General features: G+C 61.8%; 19 protein-coding genes, 1 tRNA gene and 2 pseudogenes. 15 read left to right on the plus strand and 7 right to left on the minus strand.

Annotated elements, in window-relative coordinates:
• Nucleotides 1–14 precede the first annotated feature (14 nt).
• The 3 genes from J2J99_RS07885 to J2J99_RS07895 all read left to right on the plus strand — a co-directional run bounded on the left by J2J99_RS07885 (nt 15) and on the right by J2J99_RS07895 (nt 2,126).
• Nucleotides 15–986, plus strand: coding sequence for a beta-ketoacyl-ACP synthase III (locus J2J99_RS07885; protein ID WP_168294707.1), 972 nt, complete (start codon nt 15–17; stop codon nt 984–986).
• Nucleotides 987–1,092: 106 nt separating this feature from the next.
• Nucleotides 1,093–1,431, plus strand: a complete 339-nt coding sequence (locus J2J99_RS07890) for an integration host factor subunit alpha (RefSeq protein ID WP_064707073.1) — start codon at nt 1,093–1,095, stop codon at nt 1,429–1,431.
• 152 nt (nt 1,432–1,583) lie between these two features.
• Nucleotides 1,584–2,126: a MerR family transcriptional regulator gene (locus J2J99_RS07895; protein ID WP_004677457.1), complete on the plus strand. Its 543-nt coding sequence runs from the start codon at nt 1,584–1,586 to the stop codon at nt 2,124–2,126.
• 12 nt (nt 2,127–2,138) lie between these two features.
• Here J2J99_RS07895 and J2J99_RS07900 read toward each other — a convergent pair whose 3' ends face one another.
• Nucleotides 2,139–2,486: a response regulator gene (locus J2J99_RS07900; protein ID WP_168294609.1), complete on the minus strand. Its 348-nt coding sequence runs from the start codon at nt 2,484–2,486 to the stop codon at nt 2,139–2,141.
• A gap of 371 nt (nt 2,487–2,857) precedes the next feature.
• Here J2J99_RS07900 and J2J99_RS07905 point away from each other — a divergent pair, with 371 nt between their 5' ends.
• Nucleotides 2,858–4,504, plus strand: coding sequence for a response regulator (locus tag J2J99_RS07905; RefSeq protein ID WP_168294610.1), 1,647 nt, complete (start codon nt 2,858–2,860; stop codon nt 4,502–4,504).
• Nucleotides 4,505–4,542: 38 nt separating this feature from the next.
• Here J2J99_RS07905 and J2J99_RS07910 read toward each other — a convergent pair whose 3' ends face one another.
• Nucleotides 4,543–4,857, minus strand: coding sequence for a DUF1236 domain-containing protein (locus tag J2J99_RS07910; protein ID WP_168294611.1), 315 nt, complete (start codon nt 4,855–4,857; stop codon nt 4,543–4,545).
• A 321-nt stretch (nt 4,858–5,178) separates the two neighbouring features.
• On the opposite strand from J2J99_RS07910, the pseudogene bcsN reads away from it, so the two are divergent.
• From bcsN to J2J99_RS07945, 7 genes and pseudogenes are all read left to right on the plus strand, one after another.
• Nucleotides 5,179–6,160, plus strand: a pseudogene (bcsN, locus tag J2J99_RS07915) (cellulose biosynthesis protein BcsN).
• Nucleotides 6,161–6,329: 169 nt separating this feature from the next.
• The gene (gene bcsA / locus J2J99_RS07920) at nt 6,330–8,522 is read left to right on the plus strand and encodes a UDP-forming cellulose synthase catalytic subunit (RefSeq protein WP_168294612.1); all 2,193 of its coding nucleotides are present in this window, start codon (nt 6,330–6,332) and stop codon (nt 8,520–8,522) included.
• Nucleotides 8,519–10,966, plus strand: coding sequence for a cellulose biosynthesis cyclic di-GMP-binding regulatory protein BcsB (locus tag J2J99_RS07925; RefSeq protein WP_168294613.1), 2,448 nt, complete (start codon nt 8,519–8,521; stop codon nt 10,964–10,966). Before bcsA ends, J2J99_RS07925 begins: the two co-directional genes overlap by 4 nt.
• Entirely contained in the window at nt 10,963–12,009 is a 1,047-nt protein-coding gene (locus J2J99_RS07930; protein WP_168294614.1) for a family 8 glycosyl hydrolase, read from the plus strand. The genes J2J99_RS07925 and J2J99_RS07930 overlap by 4 nt, the downstream gene beginning before the upstream one ends.
• Nucleotides 12,006–14,327, plus strand: a complete 2,322-nt coding sequence (locus tag J2J99_RS07935) for a cellulose synthase (protein ID WP_168294708.1) — start codon at nt 12,006–12,008, stop codon at nt 14,325–14,327. The genes J2J99_RS07930 and J2J99_RS07935 overlap by 4 nt, the downstream gene beginning before the upstream one ends.
• A 115-nt stretch (nt 14,328–14,442) precedes the next feature.
• Nucleotides 14,443–15,111, plus strand: coding sequence for an HAD family hydrolase (locus J2J99_RS07940; protein ID WP_168294615.1), 669 nt, complete (start codon nt 14,443–14,445; stop codon nt 15,109–15,111).
• A 100-nt stretch (nt 15,112–15,211) separates the two neighbouring features.
• Nucleotides 15,212–15,288: transfer RNA gene (locus tag J2J99_RS07945), tRNA-Pro, on the plus strand.
• 82 nt (nt 15,289–15,370) lie between these two features.
• Here the strand turns inward: J2J99_RS07945 and J2J99_RS07950 are convergent.
• Nucleotides 15,371–16,003 (minus strand): class I SAM-dependent methyltransferase, encoded by a 633-nt coding sequence (locus tag J2J99_RS07950; RefSeq protein WP_168294616.1) that lies wholly within the window; start codon nt 16,001–16,003, stop codon nt 15,371–15,373.
• A 546-nt stretch (nt 16,004–16,549) separates the two neighbouring features.
• On the opposite strand from J2J99_RS07950, the gene J2J99_RS07955 reads away from it, so the two are divergent.
• On the plus strand, nt 16,550–16,774 hold the full coding sequence (locus J2J99_RS07955) for a hypothetical protein (protein WP_168294617.1): 225 nt from the start codon (nt 16,550–16,552) through the stop codon (nt 16,772–16,774).
• Nucleotides 16,775–16,977: 203 nt separating this feature from the next.
• Nucleotides 16,978–17,846 (plus strand): annotated as a pseudogene (locus J2J99_RS07960) (ABC transporter substrate-binding protein).
• 66 nt (nt 17,847–17,912) lie between these two features.
• On the opposite strand, the gene J2J99_RS07965 reads toward J2J99_RS07960, so the two are convergent.
• Complete coding sequence (locus J2J99_RS07965; RefSeq protein ID WP_205918609.1) at nt 17,913–18,185, minus strand: DUF982 domain-containing protein; 273 nt, start codon at nt 18,183–18,185, stop codon at nt 17,913–17,915.
• A gap of 148 nt (nt 18,186–18,333) precedes the next feature.
• Here J2J99_RS07965 and J2J99_RS07970 point away from each other — a divergent pair, with 148 nt between their 5' ends.
• Nucleotides 18,334–18,546, plus strand: coding sequence for a hypothetical protein (locus tag J2J99_RS07970; RefSeq protein WP_009996470.1), 213 nt, complete (start codon nt 18,334–18,336; stop codon nt 18,544–18,546).
• A 36-nt stretch (nt 18,547–18,582) separates the two neighbouring features.
• Here J2J99_RS07970 and J2J99_RS07975 read toward each other — a convergent pair whose 3' ends face one another.
• Nucleotides 18,583–18,876, minus strand: a complete 294-nt coding sequence (locus J2J99_RS07975) for a helix-turn-helix domain-containing protein (protein ID WP_168294619.1) — start codon at nt 18,874–18,876, stop codon at nt 18,583–18,585.
• A 174-nt stretch (nt 18,877–19,050) separates the two neighbouring features.
• Nucleotides 19,051–20,232 (minus strand): ROK family transcriptional regulator, encoded by a 1,182-nt coding sequence (locus J2J99_RS07980; RefSeq protein WP_168294620.1) that lies wholly within the window; start codon nt 20,230–20,232, stop codon nt 19,051–19,053.
• A gap of 363 nt (nt 20,233–20,595) precedes the next feature.
• Between J2J99_RS07980 and J2J99_RS07985 the strand changes: the two genes are divergently transcribed.
• A complete protein-coding gene (locus J2J99_RS07985; protein ID WP_168294621.1) occupies nt 20,596–22,353 on the plus strand; it encodes a glucosidase family protein in 1,758 nt (585 codons plus the stop codon).
• A 20-nt stretch (nt 22,354–22,373) separates the two neighbouring features.
• Here the strand turns inward: J2J99_RS07985 and J2J99_RS07990 are convergent, their stop codons facing one another.
• Nucleotides 22,374–22,988 carry a GNAT family N-acetyltransferase gene (locus tag J2J99_RS07990; RefSeq protein WP_168294710.1) on the minus strand — a complete coding sequence of 205 codons (615 nt, stop codon included), beginning with the start codon at nt 22,986–22,988 and terminating at the stop codon, nt 22,374–22,376.
• Nucleotides 22,989–23,085 lie beyond the last annotated feature (97 nt).

The following is a 23,085-nucleotide window of genomic DNA, read 5'->3' on the forward strand; positions in this document are numbered from 1 at the left end:
GGGTTCAATCGAATATGATCCGTTCAGTGGTTCGCGGGTTCGGAGCCGCACTTCCGAAGCGCGTGGTGACCAATCGTGACATGGAAGCCATCGTCGATACGTCGGACGAATGGATCGTCCAGCGCACCGGCATCCGTCAGCGTTACGTGGCCGGCGACGAAGAGACGACCGCCTCGCTCGGCGAGGCCGCCGCGCGCGCGGCGCTCGAAAACGGCGGCTTGACGCCTGCCGACATCGATCTCATCATCTGCGCCACTTCGACGCCTGACAACACGTTTCCGGCGACCTCGGTCAACATCCAGAACCGTCTCGGCATGAACCATGGCTTCGCCTTTGACGTTCAGGCCGTCTGCACCGGTTTCGTCTATGCGGTGACGACCGCGGACGCCTATATCCGCGGCGGCCTCGCAAAACGCGTTCTGGTCATCGGCGCCGAGACTTTTTCGCGCATTCTCGACTGGAACGACCGCACGACTTGCGTGCTCTTCGGCGACGGCGCCGGCGCGATCGTGCTGGAGGCGGCCGAGGGAGAAGGGACGTCCGCAGACCGCGGCGTACTGACCGCGCATCTGCGTTCCGACGGTTCGCACAAGGAAAAGCTGTATGTCGACGGCGGACCGTCGACAACGGGCACCGTGGGCAAGCTGCGCATGGAAGGCCGCGAGGTTTTCAAATACGCCGTCGGTATGATTACCGATGTCATTCAGGCTGCGTTCGATGCGACCGGCACCACCGCCGACGATCTTGACTGGCTGGTGCCGCACCAGGCCAATCGACGCATCATCGACGGTTCTGCGAAGAAGCTGAACATAGCTCCGGAAAAAGTCGTCGTCACCGTCGATCTGCACGGCAATACCTCGGCCGCCTCGATCCCGCTCGCCCTTGCGACCGCCGCCGGCGACGGCCGCATCAAGAAGGGCGACCTGGTGATGCTCGAAGCGATGGGCGGCGGTTTCACCTGGGGCGCCGTTCTGCTGCGCTGGTAAGCACGGATCCTAAAAAACTGGCGGCGAACAAGAGCTTGACCGTGAGGCGCAAGATAAATACTCTTCGTTTGCTTTGACAAAATAATTTGTAATGCGCGGGGAAACCATGACCGGAAAAACAGTGACGCGAGCAGACCTGGCGGAATCGGTTTTCCGAAAGGTTGGGCTCTCCCGGACGGAATCCGCCGAACTTGTGGAAACCGTCATCGACGAAATCTGCAATGCCATCGTCCGTGGTGAAACCGTCAAGCTTTCTTCCTTCGCCACCTTCCAGGTTCGCGACAAGAACGAGCGGATCGGCCGTAACCCGAAGACCGGCGAGGAGGTTCCGATCTCTCCCCGCCGGGTCATGACCTTCAAGGCATCGAATGTGCTGAAAACGCGCATCCTCAAGGCGCATGTCGCTCGCAAGGTCAAGCTGAAGCCGCAGAACCCGGCTCCCTGATATCGGTCTTGCTCCTGCTCGGAACGGCCTTTTTTCTCTGGCATCATTCATCCCCTGTGCGCAACGTCGACACATGACTTGAATTGTCGGCGCCAAACCTTTGAAATATGATGAGTCGCCGTTGGATCGAGCCTGCGAGGTTGCGTAGCAGTATGACGTTGGACAAGAGCCCCGATGCCTTCCGCACCATCAGCGAAGTCGCAGACGATCTTGATCTGCCGCAGCATGTGCTGCGCTTCTGGGAAACGCGGTTTCCCCAGATAAAGCCGATGAAGCGCGGCGGTGGCCGTCGCTATTACCGGCCGGAGGATGTCGACCTTCTCAAGGGCATCCGGCATTTGCTCTATGATCACGGCTATACGATCAAGGGCGTGCAAAAGCTTCTCAAGACCAACGGAAACAAGTTCGTCATATCGGTCGGCCACGGCGATCTCGCCAGCGTCGAGGCGCTTGCCTCGGGCGTGCAGGAGACGGGATCGGGCGAGCCCCGCGTCGGCATGGCCGAGGAGGACCAGATCGTCGGCCGCGCCAAGCCGCCGATCACCCGCCGGTTCTTCAATTTCGTCGCCGGAGACGACGATCAGCCCGAAGTCTCGATCGGCAAGTCGAGCGTGGGCAAGGAAGACAGGGCGCTGCTGCAGGAGGCGCTTTACGACCTCCTCGAGTGCAAGCGTCTGCTCGATCAGGTGCGCTGAAGGAAACACTCCTTAGGCTTCGGCAAGCAGCTTCATCGCCTGTTCGAGTTCGCTGAGCTGGAATGGCTTGCGCAGGACCGGCAGAGTGCTTGGGGTGCTGCCTTCCGGTGCACTGCCATAGCCTGTCGCGTAGAGGTAGGGTTTGCAGCGCTCGTCGAGCAGCTTTGCGACCGGCAGCGAACTCCGGCCGGCAAGCGAGACGTCTAGGATGGCGGCGTCGAACTCCGTGTCTCTGGCAGCTGAGAGCGCCCTTTCCAGATCGGGCGCGGTTGCGCAAACCCGATAGCCGAGATCGCTGAGCATGTCCTCGAGCAGCATGGCGATCAGCGCATCGTCCTCGACGATGAATATGTCTTTCATGACCTCATCCTCACATTCCCTTGCCGGCACGAAGATTTATCTGGACCGCTTGTGTCGCTCGTCAAGACGCTGCGCGCAGCGGTGGTAAAACCTGTCGCGCAAAACCATGACGCGGTTTTGCGACACGATATGTGTAAACATAAAAACCTGAGGCGCCGCAAGCGAATCTGAAGGATCGCGCCGCGCTTTGGAAACAGCATATTGCCCGGTGAAATTCGATGTGCAAAAGCTGGGAGGCCGTTTCGGCGACGGCCACCGCATAATTCCTGAAATCGGAATCGATTTACGGAAAAAATTATGCAGTAATTCAAAGCGTTGCAGCGTCCTTTGCGTGTTTAAGGGATGCACGGCGCTGTGAGAAGGGGTGTGGAATGGATTTGCTGAGTGCCACGGATTGGCTGCGTCACAGGCCGGGCTATACCTATCCGTTGGCCGTTGCCTTCGTCGGCCTGACGTTTCTTCTGAGACTTGCCGGCAGCGATTATCTCTCCGGCTTTCCGTTCCTGACCTTCCTCCCGGCGATATTGCTCGCCAGTTTCATCGGCGGCGCAGGGCCGGGCCTTGTCGCGGCCATGGTTGCAGCGTTCGTCGTTCAACAGTTTTTCGTCGAGCCGTATGACGCGTTCTGGCCGACCAGCGCCGGCCAATGGGTTGGCCTGTCGACTTATCTGGTCAATGCCGCGATCATCATCGGACTGATGGAGATGATCATCGTCGCCCATGGCAGGCAGAGCCGCCTGCGCTCCGAGCTCAACAGTTTCAACGCCCGCCTGGAGGAGACGGTGGCCGAGCGCACTGCCGCACTCAGGCACGAGATGGACGAGAATGCCGCCGCCCAGGCGCAGGTCCGCCAGTTGCAGAAGATGGAGACGATCGGTCAGCTCACAGGCGGCGTCGCTCATGATTTCAACAACATGCTGGCGATCATCATCGGCAATCTCGATCTTGCCCAGCGGCGCATGACCGGACATGAGGATCCGCGCCTGCTGAACTCCCTTCAGAATGCCAGGGACGGGGCCCAGCGGGCCGCGGTATTGACTGCGCGTCTTCTCGCCTTCTCGCGCCAGCAGCCGCTCGCCCCGGAGGTGATCGACGTCAACAAGCTGGTCGGCGGAATGTCGGAATTGCTCCGGCGCACGCTCGGCGAACATATCCGCATCGAGACCGTGCTTGCCGGCGGCCTCTGGCCGAGTTTTGCCGATTTGAGCCAACTCGAAAACGCCATGCTGAACCTGGCCGTCAATGCGCGCGACGCGATGCCTGGCGGCGGTCATCTGACGATCGAGACTGCCAATACCGAACTGGATGAGCGATATTCGCGGATGCATTCGGAGGTCGAAGCAGGCCAGTATGTGATGATCAGCATGACCGACACTGGCACCGGCATGTCGCCTGATGTGATCGACCGCGCCTTCGATCCGTTTTACACGACCAAGGGACCCGGCAAAGGGACGGGCCTCGGCCTCAGCCAGGTTTACGGCTACATCAAGCAGAGCGGCGGCCATATCAAGATCTATTCGGAGATCGATCGCGGAACGACGGTGAAGATCTATCTGCCACGCCATGTCGGCAAGGCGGATGCGCGCCTCGCTGCCGCCGGCGCCCAGCCGATTCCCCAGGGCAGCGTCAACGATACGATCCTGGTGGTTGAGGACGATGAACACGTCCGTACCATGACCGCCGAAAGCTTGCATGAACTCGGTTACACCGTATTGCAGGCGGGAAGCGGCCTAGAGGCGCTTGTCCTTCTCGAGGAGAATGCGGACGTCGACCTGATCTTCACCGATATTGTGATGCCGCAGATGAGCGGGCGTCAGCTTGCCGACGCCGTTCAGGAAAAATGGCCGACGATCCGCATCCTTTACACCACGGGCTACACTCGCAACGCCATCGTCCACAATGGCGTGCTTGATCACGGCGTTTCGCTGCTCTCCAAGCCTTTCAGCCTGGAGCAGCTCGCCCATAAAATCCGCGAACTCTTGAATATGCCGTTAAGGGTGGGAGACGAGGGAACCTGAAGTCGCGCGCGACGCGCGTCTCCAGCCCCCCGAGCACCTTATTCAAGCACCTGAATCACGCGGTGCGTCTCCGGTTCGACGATGACGCGCCGCTCGTTGATGACCGTGTAGCCATACCCGTCGACATTGGGCACGGTGTGGACTTCGACGGTATCCGGCAGCGTCGCGCCAACGGTGATCTCACCGTCATAGACAACTGACGGCGTGTTTTGCTCCATGACGTAAGTGCGCACCTCGCCGGGCAGGACGACGGAGCCGGCTGGTGCGGGATCGGAGACGATGACGGTGCTTTGTGCGAAGGCGGCCGAGCAGATGGTCAGCATGGCGGCCGTAGCCAACATGGTCTTTCGCATGGGATGTTCTCCTTTTTAAACCCTGGACATCCAGGCAACGTTGGCCATGCCGCATAGTTCCGCCGCCGGCTGGCCGTCTTGGCGCAGGCCGCGGGATACCAGTAGCTTGTTGCCAAACGACTTTATGCACCATACGGTTGAGTTGTTCGAATCACGTTCAGTGCGAGTCTTCCGGTGGCAGCAGGGGCGGGCTCTTTACCATTCATTAACCATGTCGGCGGTTTATGTCAGGTGAACGGCCGCGTGGTCGTTGATTCGAAGGTCCGTCGCGCTCCGGTTTGCGAATGGATATCTGAAAAGACGATTGCGGCGGCTCGAGACATGCGCTTGCGGAAGACGATATCGCTGGTGGCAGTGGCGGGCATCATGGCAGGCTGCACGTCGACAGGCGGTGTGCGCCAGCCTTCGGGGCCGGAAACGGTGGCGCCGGAAAAGGCGCTGGTTCTGCCGCCGCCGGGTGGCCCGTCGATCGTCAGCGTCGTCGAGAGCAAGCGTGGCAATGGTGTCGAACAGACAGTCTCGCTGTTTACGTCCTCCTCGGTGCCCGGCCAGAATTTTCTGAAGATCCAGTTTTTCGGCGCGTCCGGCGCCAATCCCGGAACGGGCAATGCCAGCTTCAGCATGATCAACGAGCGCGCTATTGCCGGCGAAATCGCCCGGGCTGTCCCCGGCGTGCCGATGGCTACCTCGGCGACCTTCCTGCAGAACGCCTATGGCCCATTCGGCTATGCCTCCGGCCGAAGCCGCGCTGGCGACCGCCTGTATCTTTGCCTGGCAACAGATCCGCTCGAGCGCGGCCGCCAATACGCAGGCCCGCAATTTCGGCATGATCCAGCTGCGTCTGCGCCTGTGTGATGCGCGCGCATCCGAGCGCCAGCTGCTCGGCATCGTCTACGGCTACACGATATCCGGCACCTTCGACGGCGTGATCTGGAACCCCTATGGCGCCCCGCCGCCCGCCGATGCGGCGCTCGGGCGTACCGGCGATCCGATCTATCCGGACGAGGGCGGGTATCGCGCCAGTCCGATGCCAATCGGCTATGAGCCGGCGCCAGCCGTGGTCCGCTTGCGGCGGACGGCTCAGCTTCGCAGCGCCCCGGGCGGGCAACCGGCGCGAGGCTCCGAACCGTTGCCGGCGCCCATCGGCCCGCGCGTGCCGCTGCCGGGCGAGGCGCCACAGACGAGCGCGGGGCCGGAGGCGGCGGCCGCGCCGTTGGAACAATCGGCAAGGGCGATCGGCGTCACCGTGCCCTCGCCGGACTGCATAGGCGACGCAGCCATGACGGCCGTCTGCCGGAGATAGAGCATGATGCCGACAAGTCTGAGCGGTTTTCGGACGACGTCATGCTCTCACTCTTTAATTTGGAACAGGATTCAGATTTTGGCCGACCTCGCCTGAAATCATCCTGTTCTACCGAGCGTGCCCGGGGCGTCGGACGAATGCCTCGGCGAGCAACTTCGAAGGAACGTCGATGCGCAAAGCCCGCAGCGTCTTCATATGGGCCCTGGTTTCGCTCTGCATGATCGTGCTGATCACCCTGCCGGTAAACCTGCAGACACAGCTCATCACCAGCATCTCGGTCGTCACGGTGATGGCGCTGATCAAGATCCTGAAGGGCGAGGGGACCTGGCGCCTGGTGGCGCTCGCTTTCGGCACGTCGATCGTGCTACGCTACGTCTATTGGCGTACCACCAATACGCTGCCGCCGCTGAACCAGCCTGAGAATTTCATTCCCGGCCTGCTGCTCTATCTTGCCGAAATGTATAGCGTGGCGATGCTGGCCCTCAGCCTTTTCATCGTCGCCACACCGTTGCCGCCGCGCCCATCGCGAGCCGCCAATCCCGGGCGTTTGCCGCATGTCGACGTCTTCGTGCCCACCTACAACGAGGATGCCGGCCTTCTCGGCAACACGCTGGCTGCCGCCAAGGCGATGGACTATCCGGCCGATAAACTGCATGTCTGGCTGCTCGACGATGGCGGCACCTTGCAGAAACGCAACTCCGGCAAATTGCTGGAAGCGCAGGCGTCGGCGGCCCGCCACATCGAACTGAAGCAGCTTTGCCAGGATCTTGACGTCACCTATCTCACGCGTGACCGCAACGAGCATGCCAAGGCGGGCAATCTCAACAATGGGATGAGACATTCTACCGGCGAACTCATCGCCGTCTTCGATGCGGACCACGCGCCGGCCCGCGACTTCCTGCTCGAGACGGTCGGCTATTTCGAAGACGATCCGAAGCTCTTCCTCGTCCAGACCCCGCACTTCTTCATCAATCCGGATCCGTTGGAGCGCAACCTGCGCACCTTTGACAAGATGCCGAGCGAGAACGAGATGTTTTACGGCATCATCCAGCGCGGCCTCGATAAATGGAATGCCGCCTTCTTCTGCGGTTCGGCCGCTGTGTTGAGCCGCAAGGCGCTCGAATCGCAGAACGGCTTTTCCGGCATCAGCATCACCGAGGATTGCGAGACGGCGCTGGCGCTGCATGGCAGCGGCTGGAACAGCATTTATGTCGACAAGCCGCTGATCGCCGGCCTGCAGCCGGCCACCTTCGCAAGCTTCATCGGCCAGCGCAGCCGCTGGGCGCAAGGCATGATGCAGATCCTGCGTTTCCGCTTCCCCCTGTTCAAACGCGGGCTGTCGATCCCGCAGCGCCTTTGCTACATGTCTTCCACGCTTTTCTGGCTCTTCCCGTTCCCGCGCACGATCTTTCTGTTTGCGCCGCTCTTCTACCTGTTCTTCGACCTGGAGATCTTCACCGCCTCCGGCGGCGAGTTCCTGGCCTATACGCTTGCCTATATGCTCGTGAATCTGATGATGCAGAACTACCTCTACGGTTCGTTCCGCTGGCCCTGGATTTCCGAACTCTACGAATATGTCCAGACGGTCCATCTGCTGCCGGCTGTCGTCTCCGTCATGCTCAATCCGAGGAAGCCGACCTTCAAAGTCACCGCCAAGGACGAATCGATCGCCGTCAGCCGCCTGTCGGAAATCAGCCGTCCGTTCTTCATCATCTTTGCGGTGCAGATCATTGCGCTCGTCATCACCGCTTACAGGATTTATGCCGAGCCTTATAAGGCCGACGTCACGCTCGTCGTCGGCGGATGGAATCTCGTCAACCTGATCATGGCCGGCTGTGCGTTGGGCGTCGTATCGGAACGCGGCGAGCGCGCCCTGTCCCGCCGCGTCCGCGTCAACCGGCGTTGTGACTTCGGCGCCAACGGCAAATGGTACGCGGCCTCGATCGAAGACGTTTCCGTCCATGGTGCCAGGCTTCACATCTTCAACAAACAGCTGGATGAGATGATCGTCGGCGCCCCCGGCGAAATCCGCTTCCGGCCCTACAGCGGCGCCGAACTGGAAACCCTGCCGCTTATCGTCCGCAACATCGAGCCGTCTGGCGATATCAGCAATGTCGGTTGCCAATACGTGCCGAAAAGTGCCCTCGACCATCGCCTGATCGCCGACCTGATGTTCGCCAATTCCGGCCAGTGGACCGAATTCCAGGCCTCGCGCCGCCGCAACCCCGGCCTGATCCGCGGCACCGTCTGGTTCGTCGGCATGGCGCTTTATCAGACCAGCCGCGGCCTCGTTTATCTTTTCCGCAGCATGCGGCCGGAGCGGGAGGCACAGCAGCAGGCGGCAAAGGTCAATGCCGGATGAAAAGCATCGTCGCCGCCTCGTTACTCCTGCTGAACGCTTCTGCCTTCGCCCAGGCGCAGACCGCACCCTTCGACATGTCCGGCGAACGCCCGCCCGGCGCATCCGTTGCCCCGAGACCGACGCCGCCCGCTCCGCCCCCGTCGACAGCACCGGTGCCCGTCGCGCCTCGTGTGTCCGTAACACCCGCACCGGCGACACCGGCAGCGCCTACGCCCGTTCCTGCGCCGATCACTGTCCAGCCGCAGCCGGCGCCCCAGCCCGGCGCCGCAGCAAAAACCGACTCGCAGCCAAGGCCCCGCGATTTCAGGCATTATCTGGTGCCCTTTTCGAAATTCAGCCTCGGCGGCGAATACGACCACCGCTCATGGTCCGTCTATCTCACCCCCGAGCAGGCGGCGGCCAAGGCGAGTTTCACCTTCGCCTATCAGAATTCGGTCGTCGTCGCGCCCGAGGCCTCGGCGCTGACCGTATATCTCAACAATCGCCCGATCGGCCAGCAGCGCGTCGGCTCGCCGGACGGCCCATCGGCCGTCACGTTCGAGGTTCCCTCCGGCCTGCTGCAGCCGGGCGCCAACCTCGTCACCTTCCAGGCCGACCAGCGCCACCGCACCGATTGCAGCATTCAATCCACTTATGAACTCTGGTCGAACATCGATCCGGCTGGAACCTATCTAAGCTTCGCCGGCAGGAATGCAGCGGAGCTCTCGAGCGCCGACTCAATCCGCGCCATCGGCGTCGACGGCACCGGACGGACGGAGTTCGATATCGTCGTCCCGGCGCTGGAGCAGCCCGGAACCACCCAGCCGCTGCTGCGGCTGGCGCAGGGCCTGTCGGTACTGAGCAGCATGCCGAACCAGAACTTTGCCTTCAACACCGCTTCGCTTCCGGCCGCCGGTCCAGGCAGGCTCGCCGTATTGGTCGGCACGGCCGCGGAGCTGCGGCCGCTTTTTCCCAACTTGCCGTCCGGTGCCGAGAGTGCGCCGCTCGCCGCTTTCTTGACCGACCCGCGCAGCGGCTCGCCGGTGCTTCTCATCAGCGGCCCTTCCTGGCAGGCGGTCTCCTCGGCGATCGATACGATCGTCTCGCCGGTGGACAGGCCCGCCGATGTCCGCCGCGACGTGCTGACCACCGAGCGCTGGAGCGCACCGAACGCGCCGCTGATCTTTTCCGATACCAGCATTCCTTTGTCCCAACTCGGCGTAAAAACCACCGAATTCTCCGGCCGCCGGTTCCGGACCAGCTTCAATGTCGCCGTGCCGGCGGATTTTTATGCCAATGCCTATGGCGAGGCGAAGGTGCTGCTCGACGCCGCCTATACCGATAAGGTTCTGCCGGGCAGCCACATCGATATCTACGTCAACGACAACATCGCCTCCACAGTGCCGCTCACCTCGACGACAGGCGGCATTCTGCGCCATCTGCCGATCCGGGTGACGATGCGCCACTTCAAGCCGGGTCTGAACACCGTGGCGATCGAGGCGATCCTGACCACCAAGGGCGATGCCGCCTGCGCACCGGGCAGCAGCGCCGATGCCAATGCGCGCTTCGCCCTATTCGATACCTCCGAATTGCACATCCCGGATTTTGCCCGCGTCGGTCAGCGTCCGAATCTGGCCGCAATGGCAGGCACGGCCTATCCCTATAGTCGGGCCACCGAGCCGACACCGCTCTTCATCGACCGCACCGACGCCGACACGCTCTCGGCCGCAGCTACCCTGCTCGGCCAGATGGCGATCATGGCAGGCCATCCGATCGCCGTCGAAAGCGTGGCTTCGCCGAATACGATCGGCGATCGCGACGCCATTTTCATCGGCTCGATCTCACAGATGCCGACGACTGTCTTGACGCAGGCCAACGTCTCCACGGCGAGCCAGGCCTCGTGGCGTCCAGTGGTCGATACGCAGCCCGGCGTCGTGGATACCGGTGCTGCATTTGAGGAATGGAATTCCAAGGTTAGCGGGGGCCTGTTGCGCGGACAGATCACCGCCTTCCGCGACTGGCTGGGGCGCAATTTCGACATTTCCCGCAGTTCGCTGCAGTTCATCCCCGGCGCGGAAGAAGTCTTCACGCCGCCAAATCTGGCCACGCTGCTGGTTGCCCAGGGCTCCAGCCCCGCGGGCACCGGCGCATGGACCGTTGTGACGGCGCCTTCGTCGAAGGATCTGCGCGAGGGACTGGAGGTTCTGACTGCGCAGATGAATTGGCCACAGATATCTGGCCACATCACCACCTATTCGAGCAAGACGGCGAAGATCGAGACTGTCCCCGTCACTCGCTTCGATTTCGTGCCGTCCACACCCTGGTCAATCTCCAACTATCGTCTGATCGCCGCCAACTGGCTGTCGACCAACATTCTCTCCTACGCCTTTCTTCTCGTCGCCTTCCTGCTGCTGATCGGCATCACGACATCGCGCATGCTGAAAAATCTGGGCCGGTCGCAATGATGTGGTGGCGCGCGCTCCTCATTGCGGCGACGGCCATGTTCGTCCCCGCAAGCCTGCCCGCCGCGGCGCAGCAGGCGATGGTCAATGCCGATGCGTGGTCCGCCTATAAGGCGAAGTTTCTCGATCCGAGCGGCCGCATCATCGATAACGGCAACGGCAATATCAGCCACAGCGAGGGGCAGGGCTATGGCATGCTGCTCGCCTATCTCTCGGCAAACCCCGCCGATTTCGAGCAGATCTGGTATTTTACCCGCACTGAACTCCTGTTGCGCGACGATGGCCTGGCCGTGTGGAAATGGGATCCGAACGTCAAGCCGCACGTGACCGACACCAACAACGCCACCGACGGCGATATGCTGATCGCCTATGCGCTGGCGCTTGCCGGCACGGCGTGGAACCGCAACGACTACATCCTGGCCGCCTCCCGCATGGCTGAGGCGCTGCTCGCCAAGGCAGTCGCGCTCTCGGCCGGCCAAATGCTGCTGCTGCCGGGGAGTGAAGGTTTTACCGCCGCCGACCGCAAGGACGGCCCCGTCGTCAACCCCTCCTACTGGATCTATGAGGCAATTCCCGTGATGGCCGCACTTGCCCCGTCGGATGCCTGGAAGCAGCTGTCGGATGATGGCGTTGCTTTGTTGAAGACGATGCAGTTCGGTCCGCGCAGGCTTCCTGCCGAATGGGTGAGCCTCAGTGGCCCGCCGCGGCCGGCGGAAGGTTTCGACGCCGAATTCGCCTATAACGCCCTTCGCATTCCGCTCTATCTCGCGCGTGGCGGCGTCGCAGACAAGGCGCTGTTGACCCGCCTGCGAAAGGGCATGTCGCAGGATGGCATCCCAGCCACCATCGATCTGACCACCGGCCGGCCGAAGACCTTGTTGTCCGACCCAGGTTATAGAATTGTTAACGATGTTGTGGCCTGTGTGGTCGACGGGACCAAGCTGCCGGTCTCGGCCCTGCAATTTGCACCCGCACTCTATTATCCGTCCACGCTTCAACTGCTGGGGCTGGCCTATATCGGGGAGAAGCATCCAGAGTGTCTGTGAAGTCTTCTCTCGTGGCGATTTCGGCGGCAGCCGTGGTGGCGACCCTCGTCACCGGGCTGAAGGATCGCGCCACTGTGCAGGAACGGTTCGGCATTCCCGCCGCCAAGCCGTCGCCGGAGCTGATGATGATGGGTCGCATCAAGCCGGTTCCAGCCGGCAATCCCGACTTCAATGTCGAGGCCGTCGCCGACAAGATCGAGGCAATCACCTCTCCGCAGCCGCCCGCAACGGACACGCCTGAGCCGAACGTCGCAAAGGAGCCGCCTGCAGCACCGCAAGCCGAGGGATCTCAGACCGCCGGTCAATCAGCGCCGGTTCCTCCCGCGATCGTCACCGAGCCGCCGGCGCGGCAACAGACGGCAGCGCCGCCACAGCCTGACGTCGATGAAAGCGCGCTTCGCTATTTTGCCAGCCGCGGCGACAAAGTGCGCCTGCAGGCTGAAATCTCCCGCCTGCAGGCGCTCTATCCGAACTGGGTTCCGCCGGCCGATCCGCTCGCTGTGCCGCAAAACGGTGACAAACAGCTAGAAACCATGTGGAAACTCTATTCCGATGGACGTTATGCGGAACTGCGCAAGGCGATCGCCGACCGGCAGGCGGCCGATGCCGGGTGGCGGCCGCCGACCGATCTGCTCGATCGGCTTGATGTCGCCGAGGCCCGCGCCCGTCTCGTCAACGCGTCCGATCTCAAGCAATATGGAACTGTGGTGGATATTGGCGCCGCGACGCCAAGCCTGCTGACCTGCAGCGAGGTCGATGTCCTCTGGCGCGTCGCCGAAGCCTTCGTTCGCACGCAGCGGTCGCAGCGCGGCCAGGATGCCTATGCCTATATACTGAAGAATTGTGGCGATCCGGCCGAACGGCGGGCGACGGTCGAAAAGGCCTCGACGCTGCTTGACTATCAGCCCATGCAGGCGCTGCTGGCGCTGGAGAAGCCCGCAGCCGACGGCGGCAGGGAGTTTGACGCGATCCGCGACAACCTCGCCCGACGCTTCGTGGCCGAGAGCAATGAGGATCCGAAGCTTGCCATCGCGCCGAGTTACGTCGCGCGCCTCGAAAAACTGGCCGAAAGCGAAGGTCTTGCCTCCGATGCGTTGCTGCTCGGCTGGTACCAGCTTCGCCGCAACAACCCTGCCGATGCCGAGAAGTGGTTCCGCGCGGCCCGAGTCAAGGAGGAAACGGCAGTCGCTTCGCAAGGCCTGGCACTGGCGTTGATCGCTCGCAAGTCGCCTCAGGAGGCCGAGGATGTGATGTTCCGCTGGCGCGCCGATTCCGACGACGCGACATCGACCTATCTTGCCGCAACCGCCAATCTGATGGCGCTGCAGCCGCCCGCCGATCTCACCGAAGAGGTGTTGCACCGCATCGCCACCGAGGTCATCGCCCGCAAATATGTGCCGACGGCGCAGCAGTTCGGCTGGTACGCACGCTCTCTCAACCAGTTCCAGACCGCAGCGCGCTGGTTCGAAACCGCGCTTGCCTGGAAACCGGACGACGAACCGTCCGCCTATGGCCTTGCCGTCACCCGAGCGCAACTGAACGACCGCAAGGGCGTGCTCGACCTTCAGCGGGCCTGGGCCGGCCGGTCTGCGCGCATCGCCAATCTCGAAGGCACGCTGGTGTCGAATGACGGCGCGCCGCCGGCAAAGCCGCCGATGGCCCCGCGGCAGCCGGTTCAGCCGGCACAGCCGCCGCGGCCTCCGGCCGCTTCAACGCAGCCGGAGCCGGAAGACTCCGTTCGTGCCGGAAGGCCGGCGATGGAGACAGTGGCGGTCGAGCGCGGTCCGCGCCGGGCGCGGGGATGCTCGACGACAATCGACGCCGGCCAACTCGCACCGTCCGAGGCGCTGTCGCGCGGCTGGTGCCTGATGGAGATCAACCGGCCGATGGAGGCGATCCCTGCCTTTGAGACGGCGTTGCACAGCCCGGTCCGCAAGATCCGCGAAGACGCCGCCTATGGCCAGAGCCTTGCATATCTGCGCGCCGGTCTTTCCAGCAATGCCGCCGTCGCGGCCACCAGGGCGCCGCAAAGCCGCCAGCGCGCTGCCGAACTGCAGGTGGCGATCCTCGCCGATCGTGCATTGGAGGCCTTCGACGCCGGCCGTTATCGCGAAACCCTCATCTATCTCGATCAGCGCGCCCAGCTGCAGCAGGAGCGCATCGATCTGATGGTGCTGCGCGGCTACAGCTATTTCAATCTGAAGATGTACGATGATGCGACGCGCATCTTCGAAGCCGCCGCTGCGACCGGCAATCGCGACGCCGCACGCGGCCTGGCCGATGTTCGCAACGTCACCCATCCCGACGTCAACGACTGACATTGACGCTGCCGCTGCTCTCGGCTACTCGCCTGCCTACTGCCTACTGCCTACTGCCTACTGCCTACTGCCTACTGCCTACCGCCTACTGTCTCGCGCTCGCAAGGAAACACCCGTGTCCGCTCTCCACGACGTCCTCGACAGGTCTTATGATGCCTTCCTCTTCGATATGGACGGAACGCTGCTGAATTCCATTGCCGTCGTCGAGCGTGTCTGGAGCGAATGGGCAAGACGCCATGGCTTCGAGCCGGAGGTCTTCCTGAAGACGATCCACGGTATCCGTGCGTCCGACGTGATCCGCGGGCTCGGCCTGCCGGGGGTCGATCCGGCCCACGAGGCGGATCTGCTGCTTGCCGAGGAGATGGAAGATATCTCCGGTATCGTCGAGATCCCCGATTCCGTCCGCTTCCTGAACGCCATCCCCGACGGCCGATGGGCGATCGTCACGTCGGCGCCGATCGAACTCGCCAGGCGCCGCATGGCCGCCGCCGGTATCCCGATGCCGAAGGTCATTGTCAGCGGTGGAGAGGTCAAATCGGGCAAGCCCAGCCCGGAGGGCTATCTGCTTGGCGCAAGCCGTCTCGGCGTCGATCCGGCGAGATGTCTCGTTTTCGAAGACGCCGTTGCCGGCATCCTGGCCGGTGAGGCGGCTGGCGCTGATGTCACCGTCATCACCGAAACTCACGCCACGCCGTTCGAAACGCCTCATTTCTCGATCACCAACTATCAGGCGTGGCAGCCCCGAGAGACCGCCGAAGGCCGGCTGAAGATCGCCGCGATCTGATTGTCGCTAGCCGAACTGCTTCCTTTTTGTGGGAGGCCGGCTTTTTCCGCTTGCATTGGACGCGCTGAAAAACTAAACGAAGCAAGCCGTTTCGGCAGGTCGGGGCGTAGCGCAGCCCGGTAGCGCACTTGACTGGGGGTCAAGGGGTCGCTGGTTCGAGTCCAGTCGCCCCGACCATTTATCCCCTTGAAATCCCAGTCAGAAATAGCAGATTTGGTTGTGAGCGCCGCGGGTGTGCCGCAAAGGCGAACGGGGGCCGTCAGTGCGGTTTCTGCGCGATTGCGATCATTGATTTCGCCAGGAGCGGAATCCTTCCGACATATTCGAAATCGACGTTTTCGAAACCGGTGTCATTCAGCAGCGTACTGAGCGTTTCCGGCGACCAGAATTTGATATGACCGTGGTCCTTCAGCGGCATGAAATGGTCATCCATCTTTCCGCTCACGGCCAGCGCCAGATTTTTCCAGTAACCGTGAAACGGCGTCGAGACGACGGCGATGCCGCCCGGCTTTACCAGATCGTACATGGTGGCCGTGAAAGCCTTGGGATCGTATACATGCTCCACCACCTCCAGGCTGATCACCGCATCGAAGGTTCCGTAACGGCTGGTAAGATCTTCATATCCGGAGCCGATTTCCAGCGGGAGATCGGGATGGACCGCTCTCGCTTTCGCGATGCCATCTTCCGACGGATCGACGCCGACGACATCGTAGCCTTTCGCCGCAAGGACGGAGGCGGCCCCGCCGGTGCCGCAACCGAGGTCGAAGACCGCTGTTTCGTTTGCTTGCTGGAAACTGTTTTCAAGAACATCGACGACAGTCGGCAAGATATAGGAATGAGCGGTCGCCGGCTTGGCGTGGACATAGGTCGTAGCGTCCAGTTCGATTGACATTTCACCTCCTGAAAAAAAGTTGGCCCGCAAAGACAATGGTACGGCGGAGTTTGACTGGAGTGTGGTGCCGTTGTGGTATTAAGGTGATTAACGCTCAGCCATTCGCGCCGGCGCCGGAGCTGCCCTTCCGACGAGGCGGTCAGCCGCCCTTGTTAACGGCCTCTTCATCACGACGTGATGGATGACGCGCCGGCCGGAGAGTTCCCGAAGCCGATTGACAGGGGGAGGGACGATGATGAAACGATGATATCCAATGTTTTGCATCGCGACAGAACAATATTCCAATTATCTGATCCGGAAATTAACTATTTAAAGTAAACAATCCAGAAAAATGCCTGTCTAAATGGCGATGTGCAAATAAGCATCCGGTTCATCTTAGGAATTCAATTGCGGAATGGTCGAAACCGTTTGGTTTTTGTTAAGGCTATACGAGATTTTGTGGTGAGAAATTTGTATTCGGCTTGAAAATATCTCAAAACGCTTCGCCTTCCCGCAAATAGGTGTAGATTGGAAATACCCTTGTTACCGATAGCCTGGTGCGAACGCATGCCGGACATGAATCAGAATCTGAGTTGCAAGCAGACTCTCGTCGGCGCTTTCCAGGCTCTGTTTGACGAGGCGGTTAAGGCTGGCTGGCCGGAGGGCGACGTCGCCCTTGCGCTTGCCGAATTGGCCGAGGAGCGGGTGGTCGAGCTTACCGCCAAGGTGATCATCGAAGGCTCCATGCACCCGCAGTTCATCGCCATGGGTGGCGGCGGCCGCCGCAGCTGAGATCTGCCATGCAAGGCTGGTTGCGTTCTTCTGCGGAAGGCTGTGTTCGCGTGCAAAGCCGTCACGCCTATGTGAGGAAACCCTGCCAGAGTTGATGGTAAACAGGTCTCGCTTGCGGGATTGCTGAACCTCGATTGCTCAGCGTGAGAACGGTGGCTATGAGCAAGGGACATCTGATCGGTGCGGCCATCCCGCGGATCGGCATGCTGCTCGCTGGAGACAGGTCATATCCGAGCTTCACCGCCTTCTGCGACGGCCTAGCCGCGCTTGCTCATATCGAGGGACAGACCTTCGAGATGGAAGCACGCTTTGCCGCTGGACAACTCGATCAACTGTCCAGCCTCGCAGAGGAACTTGTGGCGCTGCGGGTCGATATCATCGCCGTGATCGGCGCGGTGACGCTCCAAGCCGTGCGCCGCGTCACATCCGATATACCCATTGTCTTCACGGTCGTGCTCGATCCCGTCGTCGCCGGGCTGGTGAGGGATGCGGAGCGGCCGGGCGGAAACGCCACAGGCGTGACCAATTTCGACCCCGAGCAGGCAAGGACACAGATCAGTATCCTCAAGCAGACCGTTCCCAACCTCTCCCGGCTGGCAATAATGGGGGACGCAGGCGTGCCGGACACATTGCCGAACCTTTACACAGCGGAGGCCGAGGCCGCGGGACTGCGCCCCCAGATGGTATTGCTAAGGGGGGCAGAGGACATCGAGGCGGCCTTCGCGGCGTTCAGGAGCGACGGCGCAGAGGCCTTGCTGTCTTTGGAGGTGCCACGCACCAGCACTCATGGCGAGCAGATTGCCGAACGCGCAATGTCTGCCCGGATGCCAACGATGTTCGCACGGGATCTGGCCCACCACGGGCCGCTGCTGGCCTACGGCACAAGTCTCTCAAGGGCGTCGCGGCAGATGGCCGGAATGTGGATCGCATCCTCAAGGGAGCAAAGCCTGGCGACATGCCGATCGAGCGCGTCATGCAGCCTGAGCTGATCGTCAGTCTCAGGGGCGCCGAAAGGATCGGTATTCCCATCCCGCCGGAGGTGCTCGCGGCTGCGGACCGGGTCATTGCATAAGTTCTGCGGGAGAGCAAAACTCCTCCGCTCCGCCTCTTCATTCACACCGATGGTCTCTGACCGCTTTCACAAGAGTAAGCCTGCCGTCCTCGCCGCCGTGACGAAGGAAGCATGTGCGATGCTTGGGCTGCACAGCCCGTCGAGGGCATCCAGGCAATGCTGGAGCGCTACGCGATAGTCGCGCCCTCGGTTGCCGGGCCATCCCTTCAGATATTCGACGGCGTCCCAGGCGGTGGAAACGATGAGGCTACTGGTTGGAGAATGCACTCGGACAGGGGAGGGGAAGCGCCTTTCACTCAACGTTTGCACTCGCTCATTCCTTCTGCAAAACGCGCTCATAATCCGCGGGACAATATTTTGTTCCATAGGAATTTGCGCAGTTGCTAAAGTTCTGACCCTCGCGCATAATTGATTTATTGCCGGTTGCGGAGGGCGTCCGGCGATGCAAGCGTGAAGGCGTTTGCCCTCGGAGGGGAAGTGCGGCGCGATGTTAAGGTCATCAATTCATCCGCATGATTTACCGCTCTTTTCGGAAGATCTCGATCTGCTTTCGCAAGTGCTGGACAAGGTCTGTGTCGAACGCGGACTTGTCAGAACGGCGCCGGAGGCGGAGCGGATCGGTGCGGTCATCATTCAGCTTTACAGGCAGGGCGTGAGAGACGGCGGCAAACTCGCCGACCTCGCCAAGACCTATCTCTGACACTTGGGTTCCGGACAGGGCGACGGTTCTGTTCCGTCAATCGTCATTGGCGGCATTGAGATTTTCCGGCCGGATGCCGTCATCGCTTGACGTGCGTGCCCGCAGACGAATGCCGGGGCCGCCTTCATCTTGGTTGCCGCTCGAAAGGAAGATGATGCCGTGCGCCTCGAGCGTGCTGCGCACGTCGAACAGCGCATGCGGCTCGCCCGCAAAATCGCCTTTTTCCAACGCCGCCACCGTCTCGACCGGCAGGCCGCTTGCGGCAGCGAGCTCTTCGATGCTCATCCCAATCATGGCGCGCGCGCCGCGTATCTGCGTTGCTGTTATCATGGTGCAAAATCTAGCGCATTTGCAGCGCTTCTCAAGTGGCGGCGGTTGATTGCGGTTTGACTTGCCGGGCGCCCCCGATCTTGCGGCCATGAGCCGGCCATCGCTTGTGCTTGGCGCGCCCGCACGGGCATCGTCGCGACTGAAGCTATTCGTTGCCTACTGCCACGGCAGTCTTCAAGCCTCTCGCAATTTTACCCCGAACAGGTCGTCATGCATGCGCTCGACCGCGATCCCCATGCCGCCCATCAGGGCGGCGCGGTTGCCGAAGCGGCTGATCTCGATGCGCGGCGGGTACGGTGTGCATCGCGGCAGGAAGCGCCGGATGGCGTCAACGAGCTCCGGCCTTGCGCCGATGCTGCCGCCGGTAATCACCAGTTCGGGATCGAGGGTTGCGCCGATTGCCGCAATGGCGATCGCCACCAGCCTTGCGGTCTCCTCGATTGCGGCGACAGCGCTCGCTTCGCCTGCGTTGAACGCGGCGAAGAGATCGGCCACGGTGGATGCATTGCGCCCGCCGAAGCCGATGTAGCGGCGAAGCATCGCCACGCTGCCGACGGCGCTTTCAAGAGTGCCAAGCGTAAACCCGCCCGGATCAAAGGCATCGCCACCGATCGGGAGATAGGCGATCTCGCCGGCAGCGCCCCGTGCCCCGCGCAGCAGCGCCCCGTTGGCGATGATGCCCATGCCGATGCCTGTTCCAAGCGCAACGAAAGCAAAATTGTCGATCTCGACGCCGTGTCCGCGCCAGCGCTCCCCTTGCGCGGCGAGATTGACGTCATTTTCGACGATGACCGGCAGACCCATCCTGCTGCTGAAGATCTGCCGCAGGTCCATAGCGTCGACGCCGGGGATGTTTGGCGCGACATTGATATGTCCGGTGGCCGGATCGAGCACACCGGGACTGCCGAGAACGACGAGACGAAGCTTGTCGGCGGTCGTCCCCGCCGCCGATGCGAGCTCAACGATAAGGTCGCTGAATTGATTGACGAGATGCATTCCACCGCGTCGGTCGGTAGCCACCTTGGTTTCGGCAACCACGTTCCCCAGCAGATCGCAGATCGCCGCAGCAATCTTGGTGCCGCCGAGATCGATTGCGACAGCCAGTCCAGCTCTGGCGTTGATTTCGTAGATGACCGCATTCCGACCTGGTCGGCCATCGGTTCGGCCGACGGGTCTCAGCCACCCCTCATCTTCAAGGTCGCGCACGACCTCGGAAATCGTCTGTTTCGACAAGCCGGTCAGTTTGGCGATGTCGGCGCGGGAGATCGAGCCGTTCGCCAACACGGTCCGGATGACGGCGTTGGTCGAAATTTTCCGTGCGATTGGAGTCTGTGCGGCAGGAGATGTCATGGCCATTCGGCTGCTCGTTTCAATTAGTTCGGAGCGCATACCTAATCAGAGGAGATATCGGCTCTCAACTATCACGAAAAACAGGGCCAGGCGCTCAACCCTATCAGCTGACCCGAATTTAGTACATGGAAGTTGGTGATTTGTCTATGTCCTTGACAAATGGGAGGTCGCCTGTAGGCTGGTATCAAACGGGCATTTCAATGCGCGATGAAAATAATCAGGGTCGAGGACAAGTATGGATCATGCATATTGTCTGGGCAGCAGCATGCGCGCCAGGATCGCCCGAAGAGGAACTGGTGCCTGCCGGTTCCGCGATTTTGCTATTTTGCTTTCTGACGGCGCCTCAACCGGACTGTTGGGGATTTTCGCATGTTAAAGCCCTTGGCCGATGGTCAGCTGTCTTGCGAAAAACCAGTTCTACTTCCTGTCATGGCGCCACGTCTTCAGGCCGATATCCGCCCGGATGGATATGCTGATCTTGCCCTGTGGGGCGCAGGCAACCTGGGGCGGGTCAGATTCTCTGCAATCAGGGGGCCCTACGCCTACGGCCCGAACCGGGTTGTCTCGCAACATGGTGGCGTCTTTGTCGCACAGTCGCTGCCGGTGATGTTGATCCGCGGCGTGGGGCTTCTGGGCCTATATCCGGCCCGTCGTTGCGCCTGGTGGCACGAGCCGGATCGGCAAAGCGCACGGGCGAGGGGCTCCAGGAACCATCATCGCCAGACTTTCGAAATGGGCTGGGGGGTGCTCATCGCGGAGGCCGTCGGTTCCGATCTGCGCATTGCCGTCGGCGCCTCAAGGCACGAAGCCGAAAACGCGCTCGACCTCACCAGCGAAGCCATCATCGCGGAAGCGGCTGAATATGTCGCGCGTTGCGATCTGGCACCCGACGCCGACCCGCTGATGCGCAGCATGGTCAGCCAGGGCATCCACGCCGCCCTTTCCAGCATCAGACGCGACGAAAACGGCGCCTTCGCCGGTCTTGCGGCCGGACAGGCCTATAGCGCTCCGGCGCGGACCTATTACCGCGACGGCTATTGGACGATGCAGCCCCTTTTGACGCTGGCGCCGGAGGCGGTGCGCGACGAGATCCGGCTGCTCGCCAAGGGTGTGCAGCCGGATGGCGAAGCCCCGAGCGGTGTGATCTTGACCGGGCCTGCGCAATCGAAGGCCTGGCAGCGCTTTGTCGCGGAAAGCAAGGCCAATCCCAAAATCCACAAAAGGGCAGTCCCGGAATATCACAACCGTCCGCAGGACTGGTGGAGCGACCACTTCGACAGCCCGCTCTTCTTCATTCTGTTCATCGACGACTATGTCGGCGCAACGAGCGACCTGGCCGAGGCGCAGTTGCACTGGCCGATCGTCCGAGCGATCACCGAGCGCTATCTCAGCCTGGCCGGCCCCGACAGCGTTCTGCCGATAAAGCCGCGTAACGACCGGGATTGGGCCGACAACGTCTATCGCGAGGGCCTTGTCTCGTATGATCTCGGACTTTTCGTCGGCGCCATGGATGCGGTGGCGAGGCTTGGCGAGGGGCACGATCCGGCCGTTGCCGAACGTGCGGGCCGGGCCGCAGATCTGGCCCGCCAGGAAATCGAGGCCAAACTCTTTGTCCCGGCAACGGGAGGCTATCTCGACTATGGAACACCGGGCGTATTCGTCGAGGACCATCTGGCTCTCGACAGCCTGACTCTGTCGCGGTTCGGTGCGATTTCGCGGCCGAAGGCTGTTCGCCTGCTGAGAGCGTTTGAAGCCAGACTGGAAACGCGCAACAATCAGGAACAGCCCTATGGCAGCTGGGGTGTCATGTGCGCCTATCCGCCCTTCAAGCGGCCAGGCGATCTGCGATCCAAGACCGCTTTTCCCTACCGCTATCATAATGGCTCGGACTGGCCCTATTGGGATGGCGTCTATGCCGAAGAACGCCTGCGCCACGGACTTGGGGGCGCGCGCTATGCGCTGACACGCTGGTGGGAAACCTGCCTCGACAAGGGCTGGATCGGCGCGGTCGAATATTTCTCGCCGCCCTATGGGCGCGGCTCCCTGCTTCAGGGCTGGAGCGCCATGCCGGCGGCGGTCGTTTTGAAGTATGGGCTTGACGCCGCAAATGCGGAGCCAATCTCATGAGTAGTCTGGCTCCGTCGGTTCTAGCGGGATCCCTCATCGATCCGCATTGCAAAGGCGACGGAGCCATCCCGCTCGAATTCGGAAAAGCCAAGATGGCGGTAGAAGCCTCTGGCGCGTTCGTTGTTTGGATCGACCCCGAGATGCACGGCCCTGACCCCATGATTGCGAAGCGCCTGGAGCTCGGTGTCGATCATCCGTCGTCCCCAGCCGCTTGCCTGAACTCCGGGAAGAATGTTGATGTGAAGATGCGCCGGGTACTGGTCCTGAAGCCAGGGCGTTCCGCTGCGCGGATTTTGGATTCGCTCCAGCACGTCGGCATCGCGCGGTCGGGTGGGCGCCAGTCCGGCGATCTCGTGGCGCACGGACGGCCACCAGTTTGTCGCGAGGTTCCGGTCGAACAGGCTGGTGTCGGGGACGCCTATGACATAGCCGACCGGCCGATCACCGTGAACGAGAACAAAGGCAAAGTCTTTGGCGAACTTGAGATAGGGTACCGACCAGATGTAACCGGGCAGACGCCGGTCGCTGTAAAGGGCGCTGGCATCGTGACCGCCATTGGCGGTCCTCAGGCAGATATCAAAGAAGGCTTCAGTATCCGCTTCAATCGCGGGACGGATGAAGCAACTGGTATCCATCACTTTGCCACCTCCTGCGTGGCGCTTTGTCGTTTGAGGTCACGAGAGGAGCTGATGCACTGACGATTACCTCAGATTCGCCAGCCAGGCAAAGCTC

This window comes from Rhizobium binae (assembly GCF_017357225.1).
Lineage (GTDB): Bacteria > Pseudomonadota > Alphaproteobacteria > Rhizobiales > Rhizobiaceae > Rhizobium > Rhizobium binae.

Coding starts and splice junctions, on each gene's coding strand:
- J2J99_RS07895 (WP_004677457.1), top strand. CDS start 1,584: ATGACGTTGGACAAGAGCCCCGATGCCTTCCGCACCATCAGCGAAGTC.
- J2J99_RS07950 (WP_168294616.1), bottom strand. CDS start 16,003: ATGTCAATCGAACTGGACGCTACGACCTATGTCCACGCCAAGCCGGCG.
- J2J99_RS07890 (WP_064707073.1), top strand. CDS start 1,093: ATGACCGGAAAAACAGTGACGCGAGCAGACCTGGCGGAATCGGTTTTC.
- J2J99_RS07990 (WP_168294710.1), bottom strand. CDS start 22,988: ATGGATACCAGTTGCTTCATCCGTCCCGCGATTGAAGCGGATACTGAA.
- J2J99_RS07955 (WP_168294617.1), top strand. CDS start 16,550: ATGCCGGACATGAATCAGAATCTGAGTTGCAAGCAGACTCTCGTCGGC.
- J2J99_RS07905 (WP_168294610.1), top strand. CDS start 2,858: ATGGATTTGCTGAGTGCCACGGATTGGCTGCGTCACAGGCCGGGCTAT.
- J2J99_RS07910 (WP_168294611.1), bottom strand. CDS start 4,857: ATGCGAAAGACCATGTTGGCTACGGCCGCCATGCTGACCATCTGCTCG.
- J2J99_RS07985 (WP_168294621.1), top strand. CDS start 20,596: ATGTTAAAGCCCTTGGCCGATGGTCAGCTGTCTTGCGAAAAACCAGTT.
- J2J99_RS07980 (WP_168294620.1), bottom strand. CDS start 20,232: ATGGCCATGACATCTCCTGCCGCACAGACTCCAATCGCACGGAAAATT.
- J2J99_RS07900 (WP_168294609.1), bottom strand. CDS start 2,486: ATGAAAGACATATTCATCGTCGAGGACGATGCGCTGATCGCCATGCTG.
- J2J99_RS07930 (WP_168294614.1), top strand. CDS start 10,963: ATGATGTGGTGGCGCGCGCTCCTCATTGCGGCGACGGCCATGTTCGTC.
- J2J99_RS07885 (WP_168294707.1), top strand. CDS start 15: ATGATCCGTTCAGTGGTTCGCGGGTTCGGAGCCGCACTTCCGAAGCGC.
- J2J99_RS07925 (WP_168294613.1), top strand. CDS start 8,519: ATGAAAAGCATCGTCGCCGCCTCGTTACTCCTGCTGAACGCTTCTGCC.
- J2J99_RS07965 (WP_205918609.1), bottom strand. CDS start 18,185: ATGAGCGCGTTTTGCAGAAGGAATGAGCGAGTGCAAACGTTGAGTGAA.
- J2J99_RS07975 (WP_168294619.1), bottom strand. CDS start 18,876: ATGATAACAGCAACGCAGATACGCGGCGCGCGCGCCATGATTGGGATG.
- bcsA (WP_168294612.1), top strand. CDS start 6,330: ATGCGCAAAGCCCGCAGCGTCTTCATATGGGCCCTGGTTTCGCTCTGC.
- J2J99_RS07970 (WP_009996470.1), top strand. CDS start 18,334: ATGTTAAGGTCATCAATTCATCCGCATGATTTACCGCTCTTTTCGGAA.